The organism is Austwickia chelonae NBRC 105200, assembly GCF_000298175.1.
GTDB classification, from domain to species: Bacteria; Actinomycetota; Actinomycetes; order Actinomycetales; family Dermatophilaceae; genus Austwickia; species Austwickia chelonae.
In genome coordinates, this window is record NZ_BAGZ01000005.1 from 175,735 (window position 1) to 197,805 (window position 22,071).

At 61.2% G+C, this 22,071-nt stretch carries 19 protein-coding genes and 1 other RNA gene; 9 read left to right on the forward strand and 11 right to left on the reverse strand.

The genetic code is table 11. The features are described 5' to 3' along the window. Positions 1 to 21 precede the first annotated feature (21 nt). Positions 22 to 1,704: a serine/threonine protein kinase gene (locus AUCHE_RS16095; protein WP_006502009.1), complete on the reverse strand. Its 1,683-nt coding sequence runs from the start codon at positions 1,702 to 1,704 to the stop codon at positions 22 to 24. A 137-nt stretch (positions 1,705 to 1,841) separates the two neighbouring features. On the opposite strand from AUCHE_RS16095, the gene lipB reads away from it, so the two are divergent. The 3 genes from lipB (at position 1,842) to AUCHE_RS04100 (ending at position 4,456) form a co-directional block, all read left to right on the forward strand. After that, positions 1,842 to 2,474 carry a lipoyl(octanoyl) transferase LipB gene (gene lipB / locus AUCHE_RS04090; protein WP_006502010.1) on the forward strand — a complete coding sequence of 211 codons (633 nt, stop codon included), beginning with the start codon at positions 1,842 to 1,844 and terminating at the stop codon, positions 2,472 to 2,474. Positions 2,475 to 2,632: 158 nt separating this feature from the next. Beyond that, complete coding sequence (gene lipA / locus AUCHE_RS04095) at positions 2,633 to 3,655, forward strand: lipoyl synthase (RefSeq protein ID WP_006502011.1); 1,023 nt, start codon at positions 2,633 to 2,635, stop codon at positions 3,653 to 3,655. 66 nt (positions 3,656 to 3,721) lie between these two features. Then, on the forward strand, positions 3,722 to 4,456 hold the full coding sequence (locus AUCHE_RS04100) for a DUF4191 domain-containing protein (protein ID WP_006502012.1): 735 nt from the start codon (positions 3,722 to 3,724) through the stop codon (positions 4,454 to 4,456). A gap of 356 nt (positions 4,457 to 4,812) precedes the next feature. Here AUCHE_RS04100 and AUCHE_RS16100 read toward each other — a convergent pair whose 3' ends face one another. Beyond that, on the reverse strand, positions 4,813 to 5,274 hold the full coding sequence (locus tag AUCHE_RS16100; RefSeq protein WP_006502013.1) for an RDD family protein: 462 nt from the start codon (positions 5,272 to 5,274) through the stop codon (positions 4,813 to 4,815). 173 nt (positions 5,275 to 5,447) lie between these two features. Between AUCHE_RS16100 and glnA the strand changes: the two genes are divergently transcribed. Then, complete coding sequence (gene glnA, locus AUCHE_RS04105; protein WP_217994347.1) at positions 5,448 to 6,887, forward strand: type I glutamate--ammonia ligase; 1,440 nt, start codon at positions 5,448 to 5,450, stop codon at positions 6,885 to 6,887. Positions 6,888 to 6,900: 13 nt separating this feature from the next. On the opposite strand, the gene AUCHE_RS16495 is transcribed toward glnA, so the two are convergent. Continuing rightward, positions 6,901 to 7,068 carry a hypothetical protein gene (locus AUCHE_RS16495; protein ID WP_155889034.1) on the reverse strand — a complete coding sequence of 56 codons (168 nt, stop codon included), beginning with the start codon at positions 7,066 to 7,068 and terminating at the stop codon, positions 6,901 to 6,903. 915 nt (positions 7,069 to 7,983) lie between these two features. Between AUCHE_RS16495 and AUCHE_RS04110 the strand changes: the two genes are divergently transcribed. After that, positions 7,984 to 8,961, forward strand: coding sequence for a 3-oxoacyl-ACP synthase III family protein (locus tag AUCHE_RS04110; protein ID WP_006502015.1), 978 nt, complete (start codon positions 7,984 to 7,986; stop codon positions 8,959 to 8,961). A 20-nt stretch (positions 8,962 to 8,981) separates the two neighbouring features. Here AUCHE_RS04110 and AUCHE_RS04115 read toward each other — a convergent pair whose 3' ends face one another. The 5 genes from AUCHE_RS04115 to AUCHE_RS04130 all read right to left on the reverse strand — a co-directional run bounded on the left by AUCHE_RS04115 (position 8,982) and on the right by AUCHE_RS04130 (position 16,566). After that, a complete protein-coding gene (locus AUCHE_RS04115; protein ID WP_074788470.1) occupies positions 8,982 to 10,742 on the reverse strand; it encodes a GAF domain-containing sensor histidine kinase in 1,761 nt (586 codons plus the stop codon). Positions 10,743 to 10,842: 100 nt separating this feature from the next. Beyond that, positions 10,843 to 11,286 (reverse strand): universal stress protein, encoded by a 444-nt coding sequence (locus AUCHE_RS16105; RefSeq protein ID WP_081578126.1) that lies wholly within the window; start codon positions 11,284 to 11,286, stop codon positions 10,843 to 10,845. 163 nt (positions 11,287 to 11,449) lie between these two features. Further along, on the reverse strand, positions 11,450 to 12,100 hold the full coding sequence (locus tag AUCHE_RS04120) for a response regulator (protein ID WP_006502018.1): 651 nt from the start codon (positions 12,098 to 12,100) through the stop codon (positions 11,450 to 11,452). A 124-nt stretch (positions 12,101 to 12,224) separates the two neighbouring features. Then, entirely contained in the window at positions 12,225 to 15,218 is a 2,994-nt protein-coding gene (locus AUCHE_RS04125) for a bifunctional [glutamine synthetase] adenylyltransferase/[glutamine synthetase]-adenylyl-L-tyrosine phosphorylase (protein ID WP_006502019.1), read from the reverse strand. A 10-nt stretch (positions 15,219 to 15,228) separates the two neighbouring features. After that, positions 15,229 to 16,566: a glutamine synthetase family protein gene (locus AUCHE_RS04130; protein ID WP_006502020.1), complete on the reverse strand. Its 1,338-nt coding sequence runs from the start codon at positions 16,564 to 16,566 to the stop codon at positions 15,229 to 15,231. A 240-nt stretch (positions 16,567 to 16,806) separates the two neighbouring features. Here AUCHE_RS04130 and AUCHE_RS04135 point away from each other — a divergent pair, with 240 nt between their 5' ends. Then, positions 16,807 to 17,214 carry an SRPBCC family protein gene (locus tag AUCHE_RS04135; protein WP_006502021.1) on the forward strand — a complete coding sequence of 136 codons (408 nt, stop codon included), beginning with the start codon at positions 16,807 to 16,809 and terminating at the stop codon, positions 17,212 to 17,214. A 63-nt stretch (positions 17,215 to 17,277) separates the two neighbouring features. On the opposite strand, the gene AUCHE_RS04140 is transcribed toward AUCHE_RS04135, so the two are convergent. Continuing rightward, positions 17,278 to 17,499, reverse strand: a complete 222-nt coding sequence (locus AUCHE_RS04140; protein ID WP_006502022.1) for a hypothetical protein — start codon at positions 17,497 to 17,499, stop codon at positions 17,278 to 17,280. Positions 17,500 to 17,670: 171 nt separating this feature from the next. Here AUCHE_RS04140 and map point away from each other — a divergent pair, with 171 nt between their 5' ends. Then, the gene (gene map, locus AUCHE_RS04145) at positions 17,671 to 18,540 is read left to right on the forward strand and encodes a type I methionyl aminopeptidase (RefSeq protein ID WP_006502023.1); all 870 of its coding nucleotides are present in this window, start codon (positions 17,671 to 17,673) and stop codon (positions 18,538 to 18,540) included. 50 nt (positions 18,541 to 18,590) lie between these two features. Next, positions 18,591 to 19,361, forward strand: coding sequence for a polyphosphate--glucose phosphotransferase (gene ppgK, locus AUCHE_RS04150; RefSeq protein WP_040321552.1), 771 nt, complete (start codon positions 18,591 to 18,593; stop codon positions 19,359 to 19,361). 16 nt (positions 19,362 to 19,377) lie between these two features. On the opposite strand, the gene AUCHE_RS04155 is transcribed toward ppgK, so the two are convergent. Further along, on the reverse strand, positions 19,378 to 20,043 hold the full coding sequence (locus tag AUCHE_RS04155; protein ID WP_006502025.1) for an MBL fold metallo-hydrolase: 666 nt from the start codon (positions 20,041 to 20,043) through the stop codon (positions 19,378 to 19,380). 114 nt (positions 20,044 to 20,157) lie between these two features. On the opposite strand from AUCHE_RS04155, the gene AUCHE_RS04160 reads away from it, so the two are divergent. Further along, positions 20,158 to 21,615, forward strand: a complete 1,458-nt coding sequence (locus tag AUCHE_RS04160; RefSeq protein ID WP_006502026.1) for a GuaB1 family IMP dehydrogenase-related protein — start codon at positions 20,158 to 20,160, stop codon at positions 21,613 to 21,615. 54 nt (positions 21,616 to 21,669) lie between these two features. On the opposite strand, the gene rnpB is transcribed toward AUCHE_RS04160, so the two are convergent. Beyond that, an RNA gene (rnpB, locus tag AUCHE_RS15560) (RNase P RNA component class A) lies at positions 21,670 to 22,059 on the reverse strand. Between the last annotated feature and the right edge of the window lie 12 nt (positions 22,060 to 22,071).

Consider the following 22,071-nt stretch of genomic DNA (forward strand, 5'->3'; position numbering starts at 1 on the left):
TCATCGCATCCACAGGGAAAATCACTGGCCAATTCCGAAGAGTCGCCACCCCGCCGGGGTGCGCTGAAGCTGATAGGACAGGTGAACACCTTGCTCAGCGGGAACCTCGACCCCGTTGCCGTCCCCGATCTGGCTGACAATCCGATAAGGCTTGGTATCCACGGTGGCGTGTACCGTCATACGCTGGTCGTCTTTCCCCGACGGCGGAGCTGGAGAGACTTCTCGGACGACATAGCCCAGTCCGCGGTAGCGAAGACCGGCTCGGCGTAACCGCTCGACATCCGATGTCGCGGTCTCGTACTCCGGAGAGTCGGGAACGTAGCAGTCCGCAAGAGCAGGGAGCTCGGCAGAGGCATAGGCGGCGGCGCGTGCATTAAGCACCTCGGACAGGACCCGGGAGGTCTCAGGTACCGATTCCTTGGGCGCGGTAGTCGGGTCGACATCTGTCGAGTTCGGAACGACAGCCAGTGATCTGGAAGAGCGCCCAGGTGTAGGGGCCGAGTTGCTTTTCTCGACAGACGGGGCTGTCCGCGGTGACGAGGTGGGTGACACGCTCGCTGTAGGAGCAGTCGGCCTCTTTTCCTGGTTTTCCGCAGCAGCACGTTCTATCGAGACAGTTTCGACGATCTCCGGACGGGAGATCCCCCACCACAGACCCAGTCCTGCGCAGACTCCTAATACTGCTGATACGGCGATTCGGCTCGGCGCGGACAGGAGTACACGCACGCAGGCAGAGACGAAGACGATCACCGGGTGGGGATCCTGCCCGTCGCGATGACGTCCTTCTGCCTTCGTCACCGATCGATCCGCTACAACTCTCTCTGTGATCGAAGAGCTGGCAGCGAGGACGGCGCTCGGGAGATCCTTCACTTCCTCGGCCTGCCAATGCAAGCGATGGGTGAGTCTTCCACCCAGGTCAGGGCCGTCCGGGAGACTGAGCGGTTCATCGGGACCCAACATTTCACAGAGACTCTGAGCTTCTCTAGCGGTAGGCCTCCGCCCCGGCTCCGTAGCAAGGCAGTCGCGAAGCAGGTCACGCATCGCAATCGGGCACTCGGGGATGTCCTCGGGTTCTTCCAGAAGCCCTCCGGGAAGCTGACCGGTGAGCATCGTCCACATCGACGCGCCGAAAGCGTAGATGTCGCTGGCGGTGGAGGGAGATCCACCCATCAGCAGCTCCGGTGCGATGAAACCTCGGGTACCGGAGATCGTCGAGGGACATTCGGTTTCTCCCAGGAAGCGAGAGCTGCCGAGATCCCCCACGACAGCCCGTCCGTCGGCCGAGACCAAGATATTGCTCGGGGAAAGATCAGCATGGACGACATCCCGAGCATGGACCGAGGCCAGGACGCTCAGGACCGTTCTAGCTACGCCGAGCGCTTCGCGGAGTGTCAATTTACCCCGATCCTTGATGATTTCCCGGAGAGAGCCTCCTTCGACCAGATCGAGGACCAACGCGGTCCGCCCGTCTTCGGTCGTCATGACATCGTGCATCCGGATCAGTCCAGTGACCCGTACCCCGGAGAGCGCAGTCACTTCTCGGACTGCGGCGTCCTGTGCATCGCTTCCGTCGGAAAACACCTTGATCGCGCAGATCCAGCCGTCGAGGTCGCGGCGCGCAGAGTACACAGTGCTGGTGGCTCCGCGGCCTCGCAGGGTATGCACGGTGAATCCGGGAAGTGTGGGCTGCGGGAGATGGTCCATCTTGTCCTCTTCGCTCGGGTGGCCCACCCACTATGCCGACATCACCGAATCGCTCCGTGAAGTTATCCACAGGAGTCGGTCATCGATCTCCGAGGAAGATTCGTCGGTCGACTCAACGACCTTCTAAGGTGATCCACATGCGCTTCGAGCATCTGGGTTTTGCGCCGGATTATGTCGACTACCTCGCGGCCTGGGACCGCCAGAAGGTTCTGCACGCCGAGGTCGTGTCCGGATGTTCGCCTGACACAGTCATGCTCTTGGAGCATGCTGCGGTCTACACAGCAGGGAAACGTACCGAGCCTCACGAGCGCCCCTTGGACGGGACCCCTGTGGTCGATGTCGACAGGGGAGGAAAGATCACATGGCACGGGCCGGGCCAATTGGTGGGCTATCCGATCGTCCGGTTGGACAACCCCATCGATGTCGTCGCGCACGTGCGCAGGTTGGAAGAGGTCATGGCCTCGGCTTGCGCCGATTTCGGGGTGGAGACGATCCGGGTGGACGGCCGGAGTGGCGTCTGGTTGCCAGCTGACGGAAGCCGCCCGGAGCGGAAGATCGGGCAGATCGGCATCCGAGTCAGCCAAGAAGTGGCCATGCACGGTTTTGCCTTGAACGTAAATTGTGACCTCGGGTGGGGAGAGGTCATCATTCCTTGCGGCATCACGGACGCCGGTGTGACGACCTTGTCCGCGGAAGTCGGACGAGAGGTCACGGTACGGGACGTCCTGCCCTCGGTCGAGAAGCATCTGTTGAGGGTTCTGGGCTCTTGACCCCGAATTGATTTCGGAGAACCGTCACGAGCTCTCTAAGGAAGCACTGCGCGATTGTGCCCACTCTGTGATGATGGGAGGCTCCATGGCACGCCATCTGCATCCCCAGTCGCGGCGTACTCTTGAACGGACACGTCACCATCTAGCAAGGAGAGCTCGTGAGTGCAGGTCCCGACGGCCGGCGGCTGCTTCGGATCGAGGCGCGTAACGCTGAGACGCCCATCGAGCGCAAGCCGTCCTGGATTCGCACGACGGCGAAGATGGGTCCGGAATATACGGCCATGAACGGCCTGGTGAAGAAAGGTGGACTCCACACGGTTTGTCAAGAGGCCGGGTGTCCCAATATTTTTGAATGTTGGGAGGATAGGGAAGCTACTTTCCTCATCGGTGGCGACACCTGCACCCGTAGATGCGACTTCTGCGATATCGCATCGGGCAAACCTGCACCGCTGGACCTCGACGAACCACGACGTGTGGCCGAGTCCGTTCTGCAGCTGGGACTGCGTTATGCCACGGTCACCGGGGTGGCCCGCGATGACTTACCTGATGGAGCCGCCAAACTGTACGCCGATACCGTGCGCGCCATCCATGAGCTCAACCCATCGACAGGGGTGGAGATCCTCCCTCCTGACTTCGGCGCACGGCCGGAACTCGTGGGCCAGGTATTCGATGCACAGCCAGAGGTTTTCGCACATAACCTAGAAACTGTCCCTCGAATCTTCAAGCGCATCCGCCCAGCCTTCGGCTACGACACTTCCTTAAAAGTTATCAGCATGGCCAAAGAAGAAGGGCTCGTCACGAAATCGAATCTCATACTTGGAATGGGGGAGGAAGAGCACGAGATCGAACAGGCCATCAAGGACCTGGCATCATCAGGTTGCGATATTCTCACCATTACCCAGTATCTCCGTCCTTCCCCCCTGCACCACCCTGTCGACCGCTGGGTAAAACCTCAAGAATTCGTTCGCTGGTCCGAATTCGCTACAGAGCAAGGTTTTGTCGGAGTAATGGCAGGCCCTTTGGTCCGCTCCTCCTACCGTGCAGGACGCCTCTGGGCCCAAGCGATGCGCAAAGCAGGTCGCGAGGTTCCTGACCACCTGGCACACCTTGCTGAGCGGGAGCACGCAGCGCCCCGGCAGGAAGCGGCCAGCCTGCTCCGTAATAAAGCAGCAGCTTCGTAAGCCGAATAAGCACTTCCGAACGATCTGCCCCACCGCACAATGTCACAGAAGGAATGACCCCAGACCATGGCGCGCGCAGCAAAGGACCCTAATTCACCCGGCTTCATCGCAAAGATGAAAACGCGTTTCAGTCAGTTCAAGCAGGTCTTTAGCCTCGCTAAGTCTGCTGAGCCGCGCCTTCCTCTGTACCTTGCAGCCATCATGCTTGGTTCGATTGCGGTTGGATACTCGATAGGTCTGTCGATCGGGCAGCCTGTCTATGTTGCTTTCCTTGTCCTCATGGTGGGCCTCCTTGCCTGTGTATGGATGGTGGCAAAGAAGGCAGAGAAAGGCGTTTACAAGCAGATTGCGGGGCAACCAGGAGAAGTTGGTGCCGCTTTGAGTGGCATCCGTCGAGGATGGTCCTACCAGCAAGAGCCAGTGGCAGCTGATGCGGGCGGCTCGCGCGACCCACGTCATGCGGCTCTGGTATATCGGGCAATCGGGCGCCCTGGCGTGGTGCTCATCGCGGAAGGACCTGCCGGTCGTGCGTCGAAACTTCTGACGAGTGAACAGAAGCGGACCGCGAGGCTCGTCCCTAATGTCCCGATCCATATCTTCCGTGTGGGCCCTGGTCAAGGCACGGAGGTGACGAGTTCGCAGGACCTGCTCAAGAGGATGAATGGCCTGAAGAAGACGCTGACCAAGCATGAAGTCCCAGCCATCGACAAGCGGCTCCGGTCCATGGGTGGCATGCGACCTCCCGTTCCCCAAGGCATCGATCCGCAGCGAATGAAGGGCATGAAGGGGCAACGTCGTTGACCTGAGAAAGCAGGGGAATTCTCATAGTTGCCCAGATAGGCGGTGGCGGGACCTCGGCACAGAGCGTGTCTCTGAGGTTCCGCCACCGCCATTTTGCAACAGTTTCCCTGCAGACATATCTCTCTCAGAGCTTCCTGGCGAATATCGATTCGGCGATGACCAATCGGTCGCTCCCGTTTGTCAGATTTATGCGTATTTGCATATCCGATTTACTTCGTGTTGCGATGTCGAGTTTCACGGAGCGCGCCTCCGCGAGGGAGCAGGGCATGATTCGGCGCTCATCGACACAACAACCCTTGTCTCCAAAGTTGCTGATCAACACCCTTCATACAGGCACAGATTCGGACCCCAAAAGATCATGATCGGATGATCAGCGTGCCAGCCCATCGATCATGCATGCCGCGGCCATCTCGATCCCAGACCACAGCAGGGATCACCAAGCAGAGAAGCACTGTTCGCCAGAGCGCTCGAACTGGTCCGGTGTATGCTCCCCCGATCGGGATCACTCGGAGTCCGCAAATTCGATGCCCCACAGTAGTCCCGATCGTGCCGACCAGCAGGAGATTCTCGATCAGGAAAACCAACAAAGGCGTAAACGAGCCGATCCCTCCCTGGCCTATCTGATGTTCCAACAGCCCCACGGCGATCAGTTGACACAAGGCCCAGTCGATGACGAGCGCTGGGCATCGTCGGGACAACCTGCCAAGCGCCCCGGGACCATGCTCGGGCAGGCCGAGTCGCTCGCCTGGATATCCTTCAGGCTTCCCCTCCAGCCGAGGGCCGTTGAGCCAAGATCCGATGTCTTCACGGTTGACCACCTGAACAGACTAATCGGAGCGGCTGACGAACTCCGTCGAAGCGGACCCCCTTGCAGGGCACGCTCTGTGCGTAACATTCGAGAAACATTCGAGTGACGGCAAGGAAATGCTCGTGCTCTAGGGTGGGGTGACACATGCAGCAAGCAGCTGACGGCAGGCCTGAGGGCGCGCCGATGAGGAGGCCGGTTTTGTTCACCACACCGCAAGAGGTCCTTGATTACATCAAGGCAGAAGATGTCAAATTCGTCGACATCCGGTTCTGTGACCTCCCCGGCGTCATGCAGCACTTCAACGTTCCAGCTCAGTCTGTGGATGAAGACTTCTTCACCGTGGGGCAGGCTTTCGACGGCAGTTCCATTCGGGGATTCCAGGCCATTCACGAATCAGATATGAAACTTCTTCCCGACGTGGGGACCGCTTACTTGGACCCTTTCCGCACTGAGAAGACTCTCATTATGAACTTCTCCATCGTGGACCCGTTCACCGACGAACCCTACAGTCGGGACCCGCGGAATATTGCAGCCAAGGCTGAAGCTTATCTCAAGAGCACCGGCATCGCTGATACAGCGTACTTCGGTGCCGAAGCAGAATTCTTCGTATTCGACGATATTCGCTTCCAGACCAGCGCTCAGGCCAGCTTCTACTACATCGATGCAGTCGAGGCGGATTGGAACACGGGGCGAGAGTATCCGGAAGGAAACAAGGGGTACAAAACCCGTCAGAAAGGTGGGTATTTCCCGGTCCCGCCAGTTGATCACTTCGCTGACATGCGAGACAAGATGTGTCTTGTGCTCGACCAGGTAGGGCTCGATGTGGAGCGTTCCCACCACGAAGTAGGCAGTGCAGGGCAGCAGGAAATCAACTACAAATTCAATACCCTGTTGCACAGCGGCGACGACATGATGAAGTTCAAATACGTCATCAAGAATGTGGCCTGGGATGGCGGTAAATCAGCGACCTTCATGCCGAAACCTGTTTTTGGAGACAACGGTTCCGGAATGCACACCCACCAAAGCCTTTGGAAGGATGGAAAGCCGCTCTTCTACGACGAGCAGGGATACGGCGGCCTGTCCGACCTGGCTCGCTGGTACATCGGTGGCCTTCTGGCACATGCCCCAAGCCTGCTGGCCTTCACCAACCCCACCGTCAACAGCTACCATCGCTTGGTTCCGGGCTATGAAGCGCCAGTCAACTTGGTGTACTCGGCCCGCAACCGATCCGCTTGTATCAGAATTCCTATCGCTGGGACCAGCCCCAAAGCCAAGCGTATCGAATTCCGCGTCCCTGATCCCTCAGCCAACCCCTATCTGGCTTTTGCCGCCCAGCTCATGGCCGGCCTCGACGGGATCCGTAACCGCATCGAGCCGCCGGAGCCGGTGGACAAGGATCTTTACGAGCTCCCGCCTGAGGAGCACAACGCGATCCAGCAGGTCCCTGGCTCCTTGCCTGAGGTTTTGAAGGCTCTCAGCGAAGACCACGAATATCTCCTCGAAGGGGATGTCTTCACCGAAGATCTCATCCAGACCTGGATCGAATGGAAGACCTTGAACGAAGTCGACCCGATCCGTTTCCGCCCGCACCCGCACGAGTTTGAGATGTACTACGACCTCTGAGAGAACAAGTAGGTCAAAACGTTAAACCACGGATCGGGTTCGCGGACGAGTCCGCACGAGCTGTCAACACCGAAGCGACAGCAGCTCGTGCGGACTCGTCCGCATCCGGCCATAGATGCTCGTAGGTGTTCAACATGGTCATGGCATTGGCATGACGCATGCGAATCCGTACCAGCTTCACATCCAGGCTCCGTCCGATGACTAGTGAGGTCAAGTGGTGCCTCAGGTCATGGAAGCGAGAACTCTCAGAGAGTCCCTGTATCTCTCCTCGAACGGCACGGACCGACCGCTCAAGGGCACTCGGGGTGGTCGGCTCCCTTTATTGACAGGTGACGAAGTACCTTCGCACTTGTTCGAGCGACCTCGGAAGAGAACCTCGATGACAATTCCTGGGGAAACGGAACAGATGCCCCGCTACGCTCCGTCTTAACGATTCCTGCGGATAGTGGATGGCCGGGAGACCCTTCCTGCATGAAATCGATGCCTGCTATACACAGCAGTGCGGCTTCGAACATCCGTAGCCCTGAAAAGTGTCTAGGGATAACAGCAGGCAGAACCCAGAAAAGGGCATCGCGCAGATCGCATATCTGCGCTGTGGTAGCGACACAGGGGCGAGAACGAGCTTGGCCGGGCGAAGAACATCACGAACAGGAAGGACGGGAAATGAACCCGTCGTAGGCGGAATTTCCTGTGATCTGAATATTTGAAGATTAGATCGATGACAGCCCCTTCTCATCGAAGTGGTTCTTGACCGGGCCGAACCGTCAGGCCATTTCTGTAGAGATGCCATCTCTGTAGCCCTATCGATCTACAGCCGCATCTTTTGCAGTGATATCTCGCGATTCCTCCACAGCGATGCCGTACGGGAATTGCCTTCAGGCTCGTAGTTGCTCGAGGGATTCTTCCTCGGTCCTGGTCTTTATTTGACGAGAAAGCCTTACGACAAGGAGACCGACTCATCCAGGTCAGGCTGCCGGGCTCTTCACACTCCTCTGCTGCCGAAAACTGTGATCATCACCGCATCTCTCCTGATGAACAGCGAAGGTCACCCAGTGCAACAGTGGTCCGACACAGATCTGAGACGAGGAGGACGATCATGGGTGTGGCCGTATGGGGAACCGGTGCCTATGTCCCCGAACGTATCGTCACCAACGACGAGGTCGGTGCCCCGGCAGGCGTGGACGACGCCTGGATCCGTTCCAAGACCATGATCCGGGAACGGCGGTGGGTGGCCGAGAACGAAGCGACCTCGGACATGGCCACCGAAGCAGGACGACGGGCTCTCGAAGCAGCTGGCATCACCGCTGACGAACTCTCCTACATCGTGGTGGCCACATCCACTCCTGACCGGCCCCAGCCTCCAACCGCAGCTTACGTACAGCACAATCTCCAGGCGCATCATGCGGCGGGATTCGACATGAACGCTGTCTGCAGTGGTTTTGTTTTCGCTGGCTCGACTGTGGCTCGCATGATCGCCGCTACCGGCGGCTACGGTCTGGTGATCGGAGCCGATGTGTATAGCAGGATCCTCAATCCTAGGGACCGACGTACCGTGATTCTCTTCGGCGACGGGGCCGGAGCTGTCGTCCTTGGCCCGAGCGACGGCAGCAACCACGGCGTCCTCGCCACCAGCCTGCATACTTTCGGCGCTTTGAACGACAAGATCATGGTCCCGGCTGGAGGGAGTCGTCTTCCCACAGAAGACACCCATTATGAAACCGGATTGGCCTACTTCACCATGGAGGGACGAGCGGTGAAGGAGTTCGTCCTCCAGGAGCTTCCCCCTCTTGTCGATTCGTTCTTCGCCGAAACGGGAATCTCCCCCCAGGAAGTCGATCATTTCATCCCCCATCAGGCCAACGGCATGATGTTGGACGAACTCGTTCCTACGCTCGGGCTGAGCGGGGCCCGCACCCACCGCACTCTGGAAAAATACGGAAATACCGGTGCCGCATCCGTGGGAATCACCTTGGACCAGGCCGCCCGCGAAGGCGAGCTGCATTCAGGTGACAGGATCTTCCTCGCAGGTTTCGGCGGGGGGATGGCGGCCGGGTTGGCGCTGATCGTCTGGTGACCCGATAAGTCACCATCCCTCTACACCGTCACAGGATATTCCGAAGCAGCTGCATAACGCCCGGGAAGTGGAACCCTCCACAGCACCTCGGTGCCATTGGGATCCAGCGGGCTGGCGAAGCATGTCCCCCCGCGCGCCTCCGCACGTTCCCTCAGATTCACCAATCCAGAACGCCCAGCGCCCTCAGGGATACCGATTCCATTGTCTCGCACCGTAATAACGATGTCGTCGACAGCAGCGACCGAAACATGTGCGTCCGTCGCCCTGGCATGACGGACGATATTCGATAAAGCCTCACGTACCACGGCCAACACATCGGCTTCGTACTCGAAAGGAATATCGCCCAGCGCCTCGAAACTCACATCCGGAACAAAACCAAAACCCTCACTGGCACTCTCCACAATCGCTTCGAGCTCAGGCCCGAGCCCACCCTCAGGGATCTGATGGTGCAATTCGAAGATGGCATGACGGATATCCTTGACCGCTGCGTCGAGCTCATCCACCGCCACATCGATCTTGTCCCGCACCGGTCCATCGGCACGGCGCGCTGCGGACTGCAAGGACAGACCCGTTGCGTACAGCCGCTGGATGACGTGATCGTGCATGTCACGAGCAATCCGGTCTCGGTCCTCGAGCAGCGCCGTCCGTGAACGTGCTCGCTGCGCCCGAGCTGCTTCAACTGCCAGACCCATCTGCTCCGCGAAAGGGGTCAAGACCTCCATCGTGTCCAGTGCATTCCGCAGATGCTCCCCTGACCAGCACAGAACAATGATGCCGACCTCGACATCGCCCACAGTCAACGGGACGATGGCGGTGACACCATCTGGACTGAGGTCGGCCCTCATCCGAAGGTCCGCGGACAGCTCCCCGACGTGACGGTCCTCCGGATCGATCATCAACAACAAGGGAACTTTGTTGGCCAGGACCAGACGCCATCGCGGGCTGCTCAGCATCGAACCGATGAGAGCCGGAGAACCTTCCCCGTCGTTGTCCGCAGCCTGGATGACCAGGTGACCGCTCTCCTCCTCCACTGTCGCGAAGACAGCAAGTTGGGCTTCCCCCAAGTCACGCGCCCGTTTTACCATCCGGGCCAGCGCACCCCGCTCGTTCCGCCCTTCCAGCAGCGTCTGGGTCAGTTCACCGACTGCCCGCGCCCAGTCACGGTTTCGACTGGCCCGCCGGTATAACTGAGCATTCTCGATGGCAATGCCCGCGGCAGCGGCCAGGGCGACGATCAACTGCTCGTCTTCCTCGGTAAAGGCCGGTGCGCCACGCTTCTGGGTGAGATAGAGATTGCCGAAGATGTGGTCACGGACCCGGATCGGAGAACCTACAAAGGAGTCCACAGGGGGATGCCCCGGCGGCAGGACGTCGACAGCGAGAGGATGCTCGGCGACATTGGCGATTCGTTGCGGGCGAGGATCTTGTAACAGCAGCCCTAAAATGCCGTGTCCGGTCGGAAGCTCACCTTGAACACCACCGGGAATATCTCCGTACGTGATGAATTCGACCAGATGTTGACCGGACTCGTCGATGATGCCCAATGCGCCGTAGCTAGCGTCGACCAGGGAGCACGCCGAGGCCACGATCTGGGACAGCACTGTGGGGAGATCCAGGTTGGAACTTACCGCGACCACCGCGTCAAGCAGACCTGCCAGACGCTCCTGAGACTCCTGCGCCCCCGCGGCGCGTGCCCTGATCTCTGCGAGCAGATCATCGATGTCGAGAGCTGCGACACGCGCCAGCGCGTGGGCCGGCCTAGATTCCTCGAGGTCACTCACCTGTCGATGGTAACGAACCACGAGCTACTCCCCTGCCTCGGCGGCTTCGAACCGGGACAGCAGCCGCCATGCAGTCTGAACAGGATGATCTCAATTTCCGTTATCGAGGAATCCGACTCGCCGTTTCAGGGTGGACGGTCAGCACATCGCATTCGGCGTGGGTGAAACAGTAGTTCGCGACGCCGTGTTCCTCACCCGGAAGATCATGCCCCACGACAAGCACACTGGCGGTAGCGCTCCGTGAGCAGAGAATCTCGCCAGGATCACCATCGACCACTTCGAAGGTGACCGGAAGGCGAGGCGCCTCACGCAGGGCCCGCAAGGCAGCGGCAAAGGTGGATTCGTCACAGGCAGCGCGTTCCTCCGGAGTCAACCCGCTGGGTAATACCTGGAGGAATCGCACGCGCGCGCCTCGGGAGACTGCTTCTCGCACAGCAGCGCGCGCTACGGCAGACGTTGATCCATCGCCTGCGAGTAGGCCGGCGACGACATCGCCCACGGAGGGCCTCCTGGCCGAATGATGCGGCCACCTAGTCGTCGTCATGGGAACATGATTGGTCGGGGCAGAAGGGCTGGGCAAGGCCCAAAGTCCCCTGACAGCAGGTACTCTGGGCGGATGCGCCGAGCGACCCTCATGGGCGCGACGAGCGGTCGTTTCATGCGTTCAACAGCACCATTTCGCGTCCTGCGGTGGTCAGGGAATAACCTCAGGGGCGTTCCTGGAGCTGGTCGGCATGCGTTGCTGCAAAGACCGCAGCCTGGGTGCGTCGCTCCATGCCCAGCTTGGCCAACACCGCAGTGATGTAATTCTTCACGGTCTTCTCGGCCAGGAAGAGCTCCTGACCGATTTGGCGATTGGTCATTCCCTGCGCGACGTGGAGAAGGATCCGACGCTCCTGAGGGGTGAGACTCCGGAGGCGAGGATCCGTGGTGACCGGCAGGCTCAAGGATTCTTGGAATCCTGCGATGTCCTCGTCGCTGAGCAACCGCTCACCACGTGCCACAGCACGGACAACCTCGACGAGATCAGATCCGTGGATGTCTTTCAACAAGTATCCGGCGGCCCCTGCCAGGACCGCCGAAGCCAGGGCCCGCTCGTCGTCGAAAGATGTCAGGATCAGGCCGGCGATCGTCGGGTCGACGGCGCGCACATGGCGACAGACCTCGATACCTGAGCCATCGGGAAGCCTGGCATCCAGGATGGCGACATCGGGACGGAGCGCAGGAATACGTCGTTCGGCTTCCTCAGCCGAGCTCGACTCACCCACGATCTCGATGTCCTGTTCGAGCTCCAAGAGTTCACGTAGACCTCGCCGCACGATCTCGTGATCATCCAGCAGATATACGCGCACGGTCATGGTCTACCTCCAGTCGCACCGACGGGAGAGCCCCCGTCCATGGTCCCCAAGGTTACGTCGCCAGGAGCCTCACACCGAATGCGCACCGCCTCAAGGCCATTCACTGGAGATCTCCACCACGGAATCAGCTGTCGTCACGTCCGTAGAAGACACGCTCGGTCACCGAGCGGGCACGCCGCGCCGTACGGACATGGTCGTCCCGGAGGGAGAATCCACGGTCCGCGTCCCTCCCGAGGATCCGTGAGACACCTTCGCAATCACGGACGTCCGTCGGAATCACATCGCTGGCACGGCCCCTCCAGAGAAGATTGGCGTCTCGCATCCGCGAAGCCGCGGTCCATGCCTGGCCGAGCACCTCAGCGTCCCCGACGGACAACAACCCAGCCTCTGCCTCCGCGGACAAGGCCTCCTTCGTGCGGGTCGTCCGCAGACCTGGCGAACCGCCGGCGTGGGCCAATTGCAGGAACTGCACCGTCCACTCCACGTCGGACAGCCCCCCGGGCCCCAGCTTCACGTGGGTTCTCGGATCGGCGCCACGCGGAAGCCGCTCAGACTCCATCCGCGCCTTCAGGCGGCGGATATCGCGCAACGCAGATCCCGACAGCCCCTCGGGTCGGTACCGCAGCGGATCCACCAAGGCCATGAATTCCTCACCGAGAGCGCAATCACCAGCAACGACCCTGGCGCGGAGGAGCGCATGGAACTCCCAGGGCTGCGCCCAGCGGGAGTAGTAACCCTCGTATCCGTCCAGCGTCCGCGACAACGGCCCAGACTTTCCCTCAGGTCGCAGGTCCCCATCGATCTCCAGACTCGGGTCGGGCCCTGGAAGAGCCAACATTCGACGTAGCTCGACCACCACGGCAGAAACCGCGTCACAGGCCGCCTGTTCCAGGACCCCCTGATGCGCCCGGTGCACGAAGAGAACATCGGCATCGGACCCGTAGCCCATCTCGTACCCTCCGAGACGTCCCATACCGATCACCGCGACATCCGCAGGAAACGGTCTGCCCGGCTCTTCTCCCCACCAATGGACCACCGCGCCCAACGTCGCTTCGAGGAAGGCCTCGGTCAACTCGGTCAGGGCCTCTCCCGCAGCGTCGCCGTCGACGATCCCAGACAGATCAGCGGCGGCGATCCTGAACAATTCCAACCGACGGATGACCCTCGCTGCTTCCACAGCGCCCGCAGCATCGTCCTTACGTGCCATCGCCGAACGCATCGTCGAGACGAGAGACTCCCGACGGCGAGGAAGGAGCCCCTCCGGCTCGCCAAGCAGTCGGACCGCCTCCGGGATACGAACCAACAGATCACCGGCAAAACGGCTCCGGGCCAGCACATGGGCCAGCCGCTCAGCGGCCTCTCCGGAATCTCGTAGCATCTTTGCGTACCACGGCGTCGCACCGAGGGATTCGCTCACCCGACGATAGGCCAGCAAACCCGCGTCCGGATCCGCCTCATCTGCGAACCAACCCAACATCACCGGCAGCAGCTGACGATGAATGGCCGCCGTCCGGCTCACCCCCTGGGTCAAGGCCTGAAGATGCCGCATCGCGCCTGCCGGGTCCCCGAACCCCAAGGCCTTCAAACGTTCGTTCGCCGCTTCCGGGGTCAACCGGACATCGTCGGAGGACAATCTGGCAGCGGCGGCCAACAACGGGCGATAGAAAAGCTTCTCGTGGATCCGGCGAACCTCCCTCGTCTCTTCCTGCCATGCCGTTGTCACGTCCCGGACCGGATCTGCTCGCATACCCATCGAGCGACCCAAACGTCGCAGATCTACCTCACCGGTCGGCATCAAATGAGTACGCCGCATCCGATGGACCTGCACTCGATGCTCCAAGGAGCGCAGAAATCGATAAGCCGAATCCAGACGTGCAGCGTCCTCCCTGCCGACGTACCCCCCAGCCGACAGAGCAGCCAAGGCAGCCAAGGTGCCCGACAACCTCAGCGACTCGTCCGCCCGTCCGTGTACCAGCTGCAACAGCTGCACGCAGAACTCGATGTCGCGTAAACCACCGGGCCCGAGTTTCAGCTGGCGCCGAGCTTCAGCCGCCGGGACATGCCGTTCCACCCGTCGGCGCATCGCCTGGACGTCGTCGACGAAATGCGGACGACCTGCGGCCTCCCACACCAAGGGCGACAGCGCGCCCATATAGGCACGCCCCAAGTCGGGATCTCCCGCTACCGGCCGAGCTTTCAACAGGGCCTGGAACTCCCAGGTCTTCGCCCACTGGCGGTAGTAGCGCACATGGCTCGCAAGTGTCCGGACCAACGGACCTTGTTTCCCCTCCGGTCGCAGCGCGGCGTCCACCTGCCACAGGCTTCCTTCGGCTGTCGACGACGAACAGGCTCGCATCAGGGTCGAAGCCAATACGGTCGCCGCTGACAACGCATACTCTTCCGACATCCCCGCTCCTGGCTCTGCCACGAAGATGACGTCGACGTCGGAGATGTAGTTCAGCTCGCGGCCACCGCACTTACCCATGCCGATCACCGCGAGCCGGACGTCCGCGGCCTCGGGATGTTCCTGTCTGGCTACGTCCAGTGCCGCTTCGAGAGCAGCCGACGCCAGATCGGCCAGTGCCGCTGCGATCGAAGGCAGGATTTCCCCCGGCTCCGGACATATCACGTCATGTGCGGCGATAGCCAGCATCTGGTCCTGATAAGCGACCCTCAAGGCATCGTAAGCAGTGCGTTCTCCTCTGTTTTCCACCGAGACCGCAGCAACCAGACGATCAGTGCATTCCTGCGGAGTCGGCAGACCCGCATACGCGGCATATCGCCAGTGCGCCGGATGCCGTGTCAGATGCTGCGCCAACGCACCGGAAAATCCCAGAACACCCAACAAACGGTCGCGGGGCATTCCCGGGGACCTCAACGTCTCGAGCAACTCGACATACACCTGCGCGTCTTCAGCTGCGGACTCCAGAACAGTGATCGCGCCGAGCACCGCCAGATCCGGGTCCGCGGTGCGGGCCAAGGCGCGCAGCAGGTCGTTGCCATCCTCGGCGGACATCGGCACGAGTAGCTCGGATCTGGCCAACATCTCAGCGATTTTTCGCGGTTCGCGAAAACCCAGCCGTGCCAGGTGTGCCGTCGGTGAATTCTGCCTCTCCATCGGCGCAGGCTCACAAAACTGGCAGGAGTCGGTTCAGTTCCACCGGGGTGACCTGCGCGCGATACTCCTTCCACTCCGCATGCTTATTCCGCAGGAAGACCTCGAAGATCTGTTCCCCCAAGGTCTCCGCGACCAGTTCGCTACGTTCCATCACCGAGATCGCCGAATGGAGTGATGTCGGCAAGGGCTCGATACCCAGAGCAGCTCGTTCCGCAGGCGTCAGACTCCAGACGTCGTCCTCCGCCTCCTCACCGAGTTCGTACTCGTTCTCAATACCTTTCAACCCGGCGGAAAGCAATACAGAAAAAGCGAGATAAGGGTTGCACGCAGGGTCGAGAGAACGCACTTCGATGCGCGTGCTGTTTCCCTTCATCGGCTTGTACATGGGCACCCGGACCATGGCGCTGCCGTTGTTGTGCCCCCAACACAAGTAGGCAGGAGCCTCATCTCCGGCCCACAAACGTTTATAGCTGTTGACCCACTGATTAGTCACTGCGGTGATCTCAGCGCCATGCCGGAGGATACCGGCGATGAACTGCCTCGCAACCTTGCTCAGTTGATAGCGGGAACCAGCTTCGTAGAAGACATTCTTGTCTCCCTCGAAGAGCGAGAGATGGGTGTGCATCCCTGAACCAGGTACATCCTGCAGGGGTTTGGGCATGAAGGAGGCGAAGACCCCCTGTTCCAGAGCAACCTCCTTGATCACGGTACGGAAGGTCATGATGTTGTCCGCGGTCGACAGGGCATCGGCGTAACGCAAGTCGATCTCGTTCTGTCCCGGCGCCGCCTCATGATGGCTGAATTCAACCGAGATCCCCATCGACTCCAACATAGTGATAGCGCGTCTGCGAAAGTCCTGTCCTGCGGCATGGGCCGCATGATCGAAGTACCCGGCGTGGTCTATCGGCACCGGGGGACGTCCTTGTTCGGTGTCCGCACGGAAGAGAAAGAACTCAATCTCCGGATGGGTGTAGAAACTGAACCCCATGTCGGCGGCCTTAGCCAACGTCCGGCGCAGGACATAGCGAGGGTCGGCCAGACTGGGCGATCCGTCCGGCAGGAGCACATCGCAGAACATCCGCGCCGTCCCAGGAGGGCTGTCCCGCCAGGGAAGGATCTGGAAAGTTCCCGGATCCGGTTTCACGAGCATGTCCGACTCGGTGACCCGGGCAAACCCTTGGATGGCGCTTCCGTCGAACCCGAGACCCTCCTCGAATGCGCCCTCCAGTTCGGCCGGCGCCACTGCGACCGACTTCAACGTTCCCAGTACGTCGGTGAACCACAGCCGCACGAAACGGATGTCGCGCTCCTCGAGGGTGCGCAGAACGAATTCCTCCTGACGATCCATGACTCGATCCTGCCCCATCCGGGCCGACACCGGCAGCAGCGAGGCCCCTCGGTCGAGAGAACTCCCCGGGAACAGCCACGATGCGGACACCTTACGGTGACAAGCAGACCCGAAAACGTGCCGTTCGTCAGCAGAACTCACCGAACCCGTTGTATCCGGGCCCGGAAAGTGATGAGGTGATCACACGCGCAGTTCCCGCCGTGGCGACCTGCCCGGCGGACATTGATCTGAGGAGACAACATGACTCTTCCGAACGAGATCGCCGAGGCCGACGCCAAGCCGACCGATTCCATCCAGGTCGTCCAACACGTACCCCGTCCCATCGGAGAGGTATGGGAGCGTCTGACCCAACGGGAAGGTATCGAAGCTTTCCTCGGCGAAGGCGCCATGCTGGGCGGCAAAGGAGATTCTTGGCATGCTGCCGACGGGACCTACGGCGTTACCCGCAGCTACCACCCAGAACAGCAGGTCCGCGTGTCCTGGCATGCTGATGCGGAGGCACCGAAGACCATGGTCGACCTTCAGATGGAACCGGAAGGAGAGGGCACCCTCCTGACCCTGCGCCATGAACAGCTCACCGACGAGATGGACCGAGACGACCTGAGCCGACGCTGGGACGCGGCGATGCACCGTCTGACCCAGATCTGAAGAACCCGTTGCGGGGTGGAGACGGCGGACTTGCCCTGCCTTCTCCACCCCGCAACGGACGTATCAACGCCAGAGCTTGCCGAGCATCCCCCCGGAGCCGTCATCACCCTCCCGCTCAGCTTCCTTACGGCCCTCTTCGTCCCAGGCCAATGTGCGCGCGCGAGCTCTGTCCAGAGCATGCTCAGCCGTAACGGCGTCGTCGTAAGGCCCCATCAGATCGGCTTTCCGAGAGGTATTCGGGTCCTGCTCAACCTCACCTGTCCGCAGGTTGTACCAGTACGACATGTATCCTCCTTCGTGACAGCGGGCGTCCAATGGCGTGCGCCGGCCGTCTTTTTCGCCGCCGGTGCCGCAGCTTTGGATCACGCTAACCGGAGAGCACCCTGTTGTCCTGCTCGCGCACCGGGATCGTCGGCGATGCGCGAGTGACGCGCGATCTTTGACACAATCGCCACCATGCCCAGCATCCCTGAGTTCACGCCCTTGCTGCCTGGACGGATCGGACCCACGCGGCCGGTTCCTGCCCATATCGCCCGGCCCGAATACGTCGGCAAACCTGCTCCTGCCCCTTTCGAGGGCACGGAGATCAAGGACGCGGAGACGATCGAGAAGATGCGTCTCGCAGGCCGTCTGGCCGCTCAGGCGCTCCAACTCGGTGGGGCTGCAGTCGCTCCCGGTGTCACCACCGACGAGTTGGACAAGGTCGTCCACGAGTTCCTCTGCGACCACGGCGCCTATCCCTCACCCCTCCACTACCGAGGCTTTCCGAAGTCACTGTGTACCTCGGTCAACGAGGTCGTCTGCCACGGCATCCCCGACGATCGTCCCCTCCGCGAAGGGGACATCGTCAACCTTGACGTCACCTGTTTCATCCACGGGGTCCACGGCGACACGAACGCCACGTTCGCGGTCGGCGAGATCGACGAAGAGTCCGCCCAACTTGTCGAAGTCACCCGAGAATCACTCCGTCGGGGGATCAAGGCGGTCCGGCCGGGACGAGAGCTCAACGTGATCGGCCGGGTGATCGAGAGCTACGCCAAACGTTTCGGCTACGGCGTCGTCCGGGACTACACCGGGCACGGCATCGGAACAGTCTTCCACTCCGGCCTGATCGTGCCGCACTACGATGCAGCTCCCGAGTACGCCACCGTGCTCGAAGAAGGCATGACCTTTACCATCGAACCGATGCTCAATCTCGGCACACCGGATTGGAACCTGTGGGACGACGACTGGACAGTAGTCACCGCTGACCTGCGCCGTTCGGCCCAGTTCGAGCACACGATTCTGGTCACCGCGGGTGGGGCCGAGATCCTCACCCTCCCCTGATCCTGTTTGCCCTCTGCTCGGTTTCGACCGGCGCGTAGAAAGGACCGATGATGGTCAGGCTCACACACCCTCTCGGTATCGATATCGGTGGTAGCGGGGTCAAAGGCGCGCCGGTGGAACTCGAGACAGGCGCTCTGACGACCGAACGCCTGCGCATTGATACCCCCCGGCCGGCGACCCCACATGCCGTGGCGGAGGTAGTGGCTCAAGTTGCGGCATCCTTCGAATCCCAGACCGGGGATTCTCCTGTGGGGATTACCATTCCCGGTATCGTCCGTCGCGGGGTCATGTACTCGGCCGCGAATATCGACAAGTCATGGATCGGTGTCGACGTCGAACATCTCTTCAGTGAACGGTTAGGTCGGCCGGTCTGCGTCCTGAACGACGCCGACGCCGCAGGTGTCGCCGAGATGCACTACGGCGCAGCGAAAGATGTTCCCGGAACTGTTTTTCTCGCCACTTTGGGAACAGGCATCGGAACTGCGCTCATGGTCGACGGCGTCCTCGTGCCCAACACCGAGCTGGGCCATCTGGAGATCGACGGGCACGACGCGGAGAGTAGAGCTTCGGCTGCCGTCCGCGATCGGGAAGATCTCGACTGGCCTGAATGGTCGGGACGGCTCCAACGGTATTTTTCCCATATCGAGATGCTGCTGTCCCCCGACCTGATCGTCGTCGGAGGAGGCGTCAGCCGACGTGCTGACAAGTTCCTTCCGCTGCTCGAACTGGCGGCGCCGGTCATCCCGGCCGCCCTGCGCAATTCAGCCGGAATCGTGGGCGCAGCCTGGTTTGCCACACAACGGAGCCGCTCAGCGGTGTGATCCCCGGTCCGGTCGATCAGCTGCGACAGCAGGTCAGATCGACCGGGCCCCGCCCCGCCAGGTCACATAGAGAGACTTCTTCACCGGCCAGGCGATCGATCTGTCCGACGTACAGCTGTCGTCCTCGTGGCGCGAGAAGGCCATCATGGATCGGGATGAACATGCTCGGCGCAAGCCTCCGAACGAAATCGACGCTCTCCTTCATGGCACACCAAGGCGCATTGACCGGTACCGCTACGACATCGACCGATCCGGGATCGATGTCCAACGCATCACCTGGATGGAAGAGCGACATCCCGCCAGGAGCGGACAGCGTCAGACCGGTGTTACCGATCCTGGGCATGTCGGCGTGGATCACCGCATGAGCACCGAGATGCGGTCTCACTTCGACGTCACCGAACTTCCAGAGCAGACGTGAAGGTAGTTCGTCCACGTCGAACCGGTGTTCTCGCAGTTGGGCCGCGGTCTCCGGGTCGCTCAGGAGCCGTGCACCAGTATTTCTCCGCAGCAGGTAGGGAAGACGCTCCTGGTCCAGATGGTCCGGGTGCTGATGGGTCACCAGCACGGCGTCGATATCAGTGAGTTCCTCAAAGCCGGGGGTGAACGTTCCTGGGTCCACCAGAAGACGTCGCTCCGCGATTTCCACGAGCAAACATGAGTGTCCTAGATGTGTCACCAACATTCCCCCAGCCTAGGGGGGAGAGAAAGCCTGCGGAAGAGAACCTCCACATCGGGACGTCACCCTCCTGAACTGCGCAGAAAGGCAACTACACCAGCAAGCCTTTACCATGATCTGGTGGATTTCCTCAATGGGCAGAAGCCTGCGTACGACCTGACCTACAACGACGTCTTCATGGTCCCCTCGCGGTCCGAGGTCGCTTCACGACTCGACGTCGATCTGACGACTCCTGACGGTGTGGGCACCTCTGTCCCCGTCGTCGTCGCGAACATGACGGCAGTGGCCGGACGCCGTATGGCCGAGACAGTCGCTCGACGCGGCGCAGTCGCCATCATCCCGCAGGACATCGCCGCTTCAGCGGTCGAACAGACTGTGACCGAGGTCAAAGCGGCGCATCCTGTCTTCGAATCTCCGATCGTCATCACTCCGCAGGCCCCGGTCGCGGAGGTCTTGGCTCTCATCGGTAAGCGCTCGCACGGTGCAGCAGTGGTCGTCGACGACGGACGTCCGGTGGGTATCGTCACCGAGAGCGACTGCGAGGACGTGGACCGTTTCGCCACGGTCGGAGAGATCATGAGTCACGACCTGGTGACGCTCTCCCCCGTTACTGATCTGAGCGCCGCTTTCGACGAGCTCAGCGTCCGTCATCTCGACCTGGCGCCTGTTGTCGAGGACGACCGGCTGCTCGGTGTCCTTACCCGGAAGGGCATCCTCCGTTCCACGATCTACTCGCCTGCGGTCGATCCGGAGGGTCGGCTCATGGTCGGCGCCGCGGTGGGGATCAACGGCGACGTGGCAGAAAAAGCTTCCCGCCTGCTCTCCTACGGAGTCGATGTCCTCGTGGTGGACACCGCGCACGGGCATCAGGGAAGGATGCTGGAGGCGCTTGCGCTCACCCGACAGGCCAGGGATGCCCACGAGGCCCAGAGCGGGCGGCGTATCCCGATCGCAGCCGGCAATGTGGTGGCAGCGCAGGGCGCCCGGGATCTGGCCGAGGCCGGTGCCGACATCATCAAGGTCGGGGTAGGGCCGGGAGCGATGTGCACCACCCGCATGATGACCGGGGTCGGACGTCCGCAATTCTCTGCGGTCCTGGAATGTGCAGCGGCGGCGAAGGAATGCGGCGCCACGGTGTGGGCCGACGGCGGGGTCAAGTACCCCCGGGATGTCGCTCTCGGGCTGGCTGCCGGTGCGGCAAGCGTCATGATCGGATCATGGTTCGCCGGGACGTACGAGTCCCCGGGCGATCTGATCCGTGATGCGAACGGGCGTCTGTACAAAGAGAGCTTCGGAATGGCCTCTGCACGTGCAGTCCGCAACCGGACCAGGGAAGCAGATGCTTTCTCCCGCGCACGCTCGGCGCTCTTCGAAGAGGGCATCTCCAGTTCCAAGATGTATCTGGACCCGCAACGCCCTGGGGTCGAGGATGTATTGGACCAGATCGTCTCCGGTGTACGCAGCGCATTCACCTACGCCGGGGCCACCTCTATCGGAGACTTCCACTCTCGAGCTGTTGTTGGGCTCCAGGGCGCCGCTGGATATGACGAAGGGCGTCCACGCCACACGTCCTGGTGAACACCTGGAGGAACAGACAGGTGAACAGATGATCGGTTCGGCGTACAGGCTAGGCGGATGAGTCGGCCTGTACGCCGGGTTCTGTCATGAGCGGCCATCCATCTCGGGTGACTGTTGCCAGGCACCTCTAGCGACCTACCCGTGCACTCGGGCGGGCAGCCCTCTAACGTGCACTGTCTGGTCTTGCTCCGGGTGGGGTTTACCAAGCCACGCCAGTCACCTGGCGTGCTGGTGGTCTCTTACACACACCGTTTCACCCTTACCTGTTCTTCTCCGGGTCACCGGAGGAGAACAGGCGGTCTATTCTCTGTGGCACTGTCCCGCGGGTCACCCCGGGTGGCCGTTAGCCACCACCCTGCCCTGTGGAGCCCGGACGTTCCTCGGCGGCAGACCCTACCGGTTTATACCGGGGGTGGCTGCCGACGCGACCGCCTGGCCGACTCATCCGCGTCAACA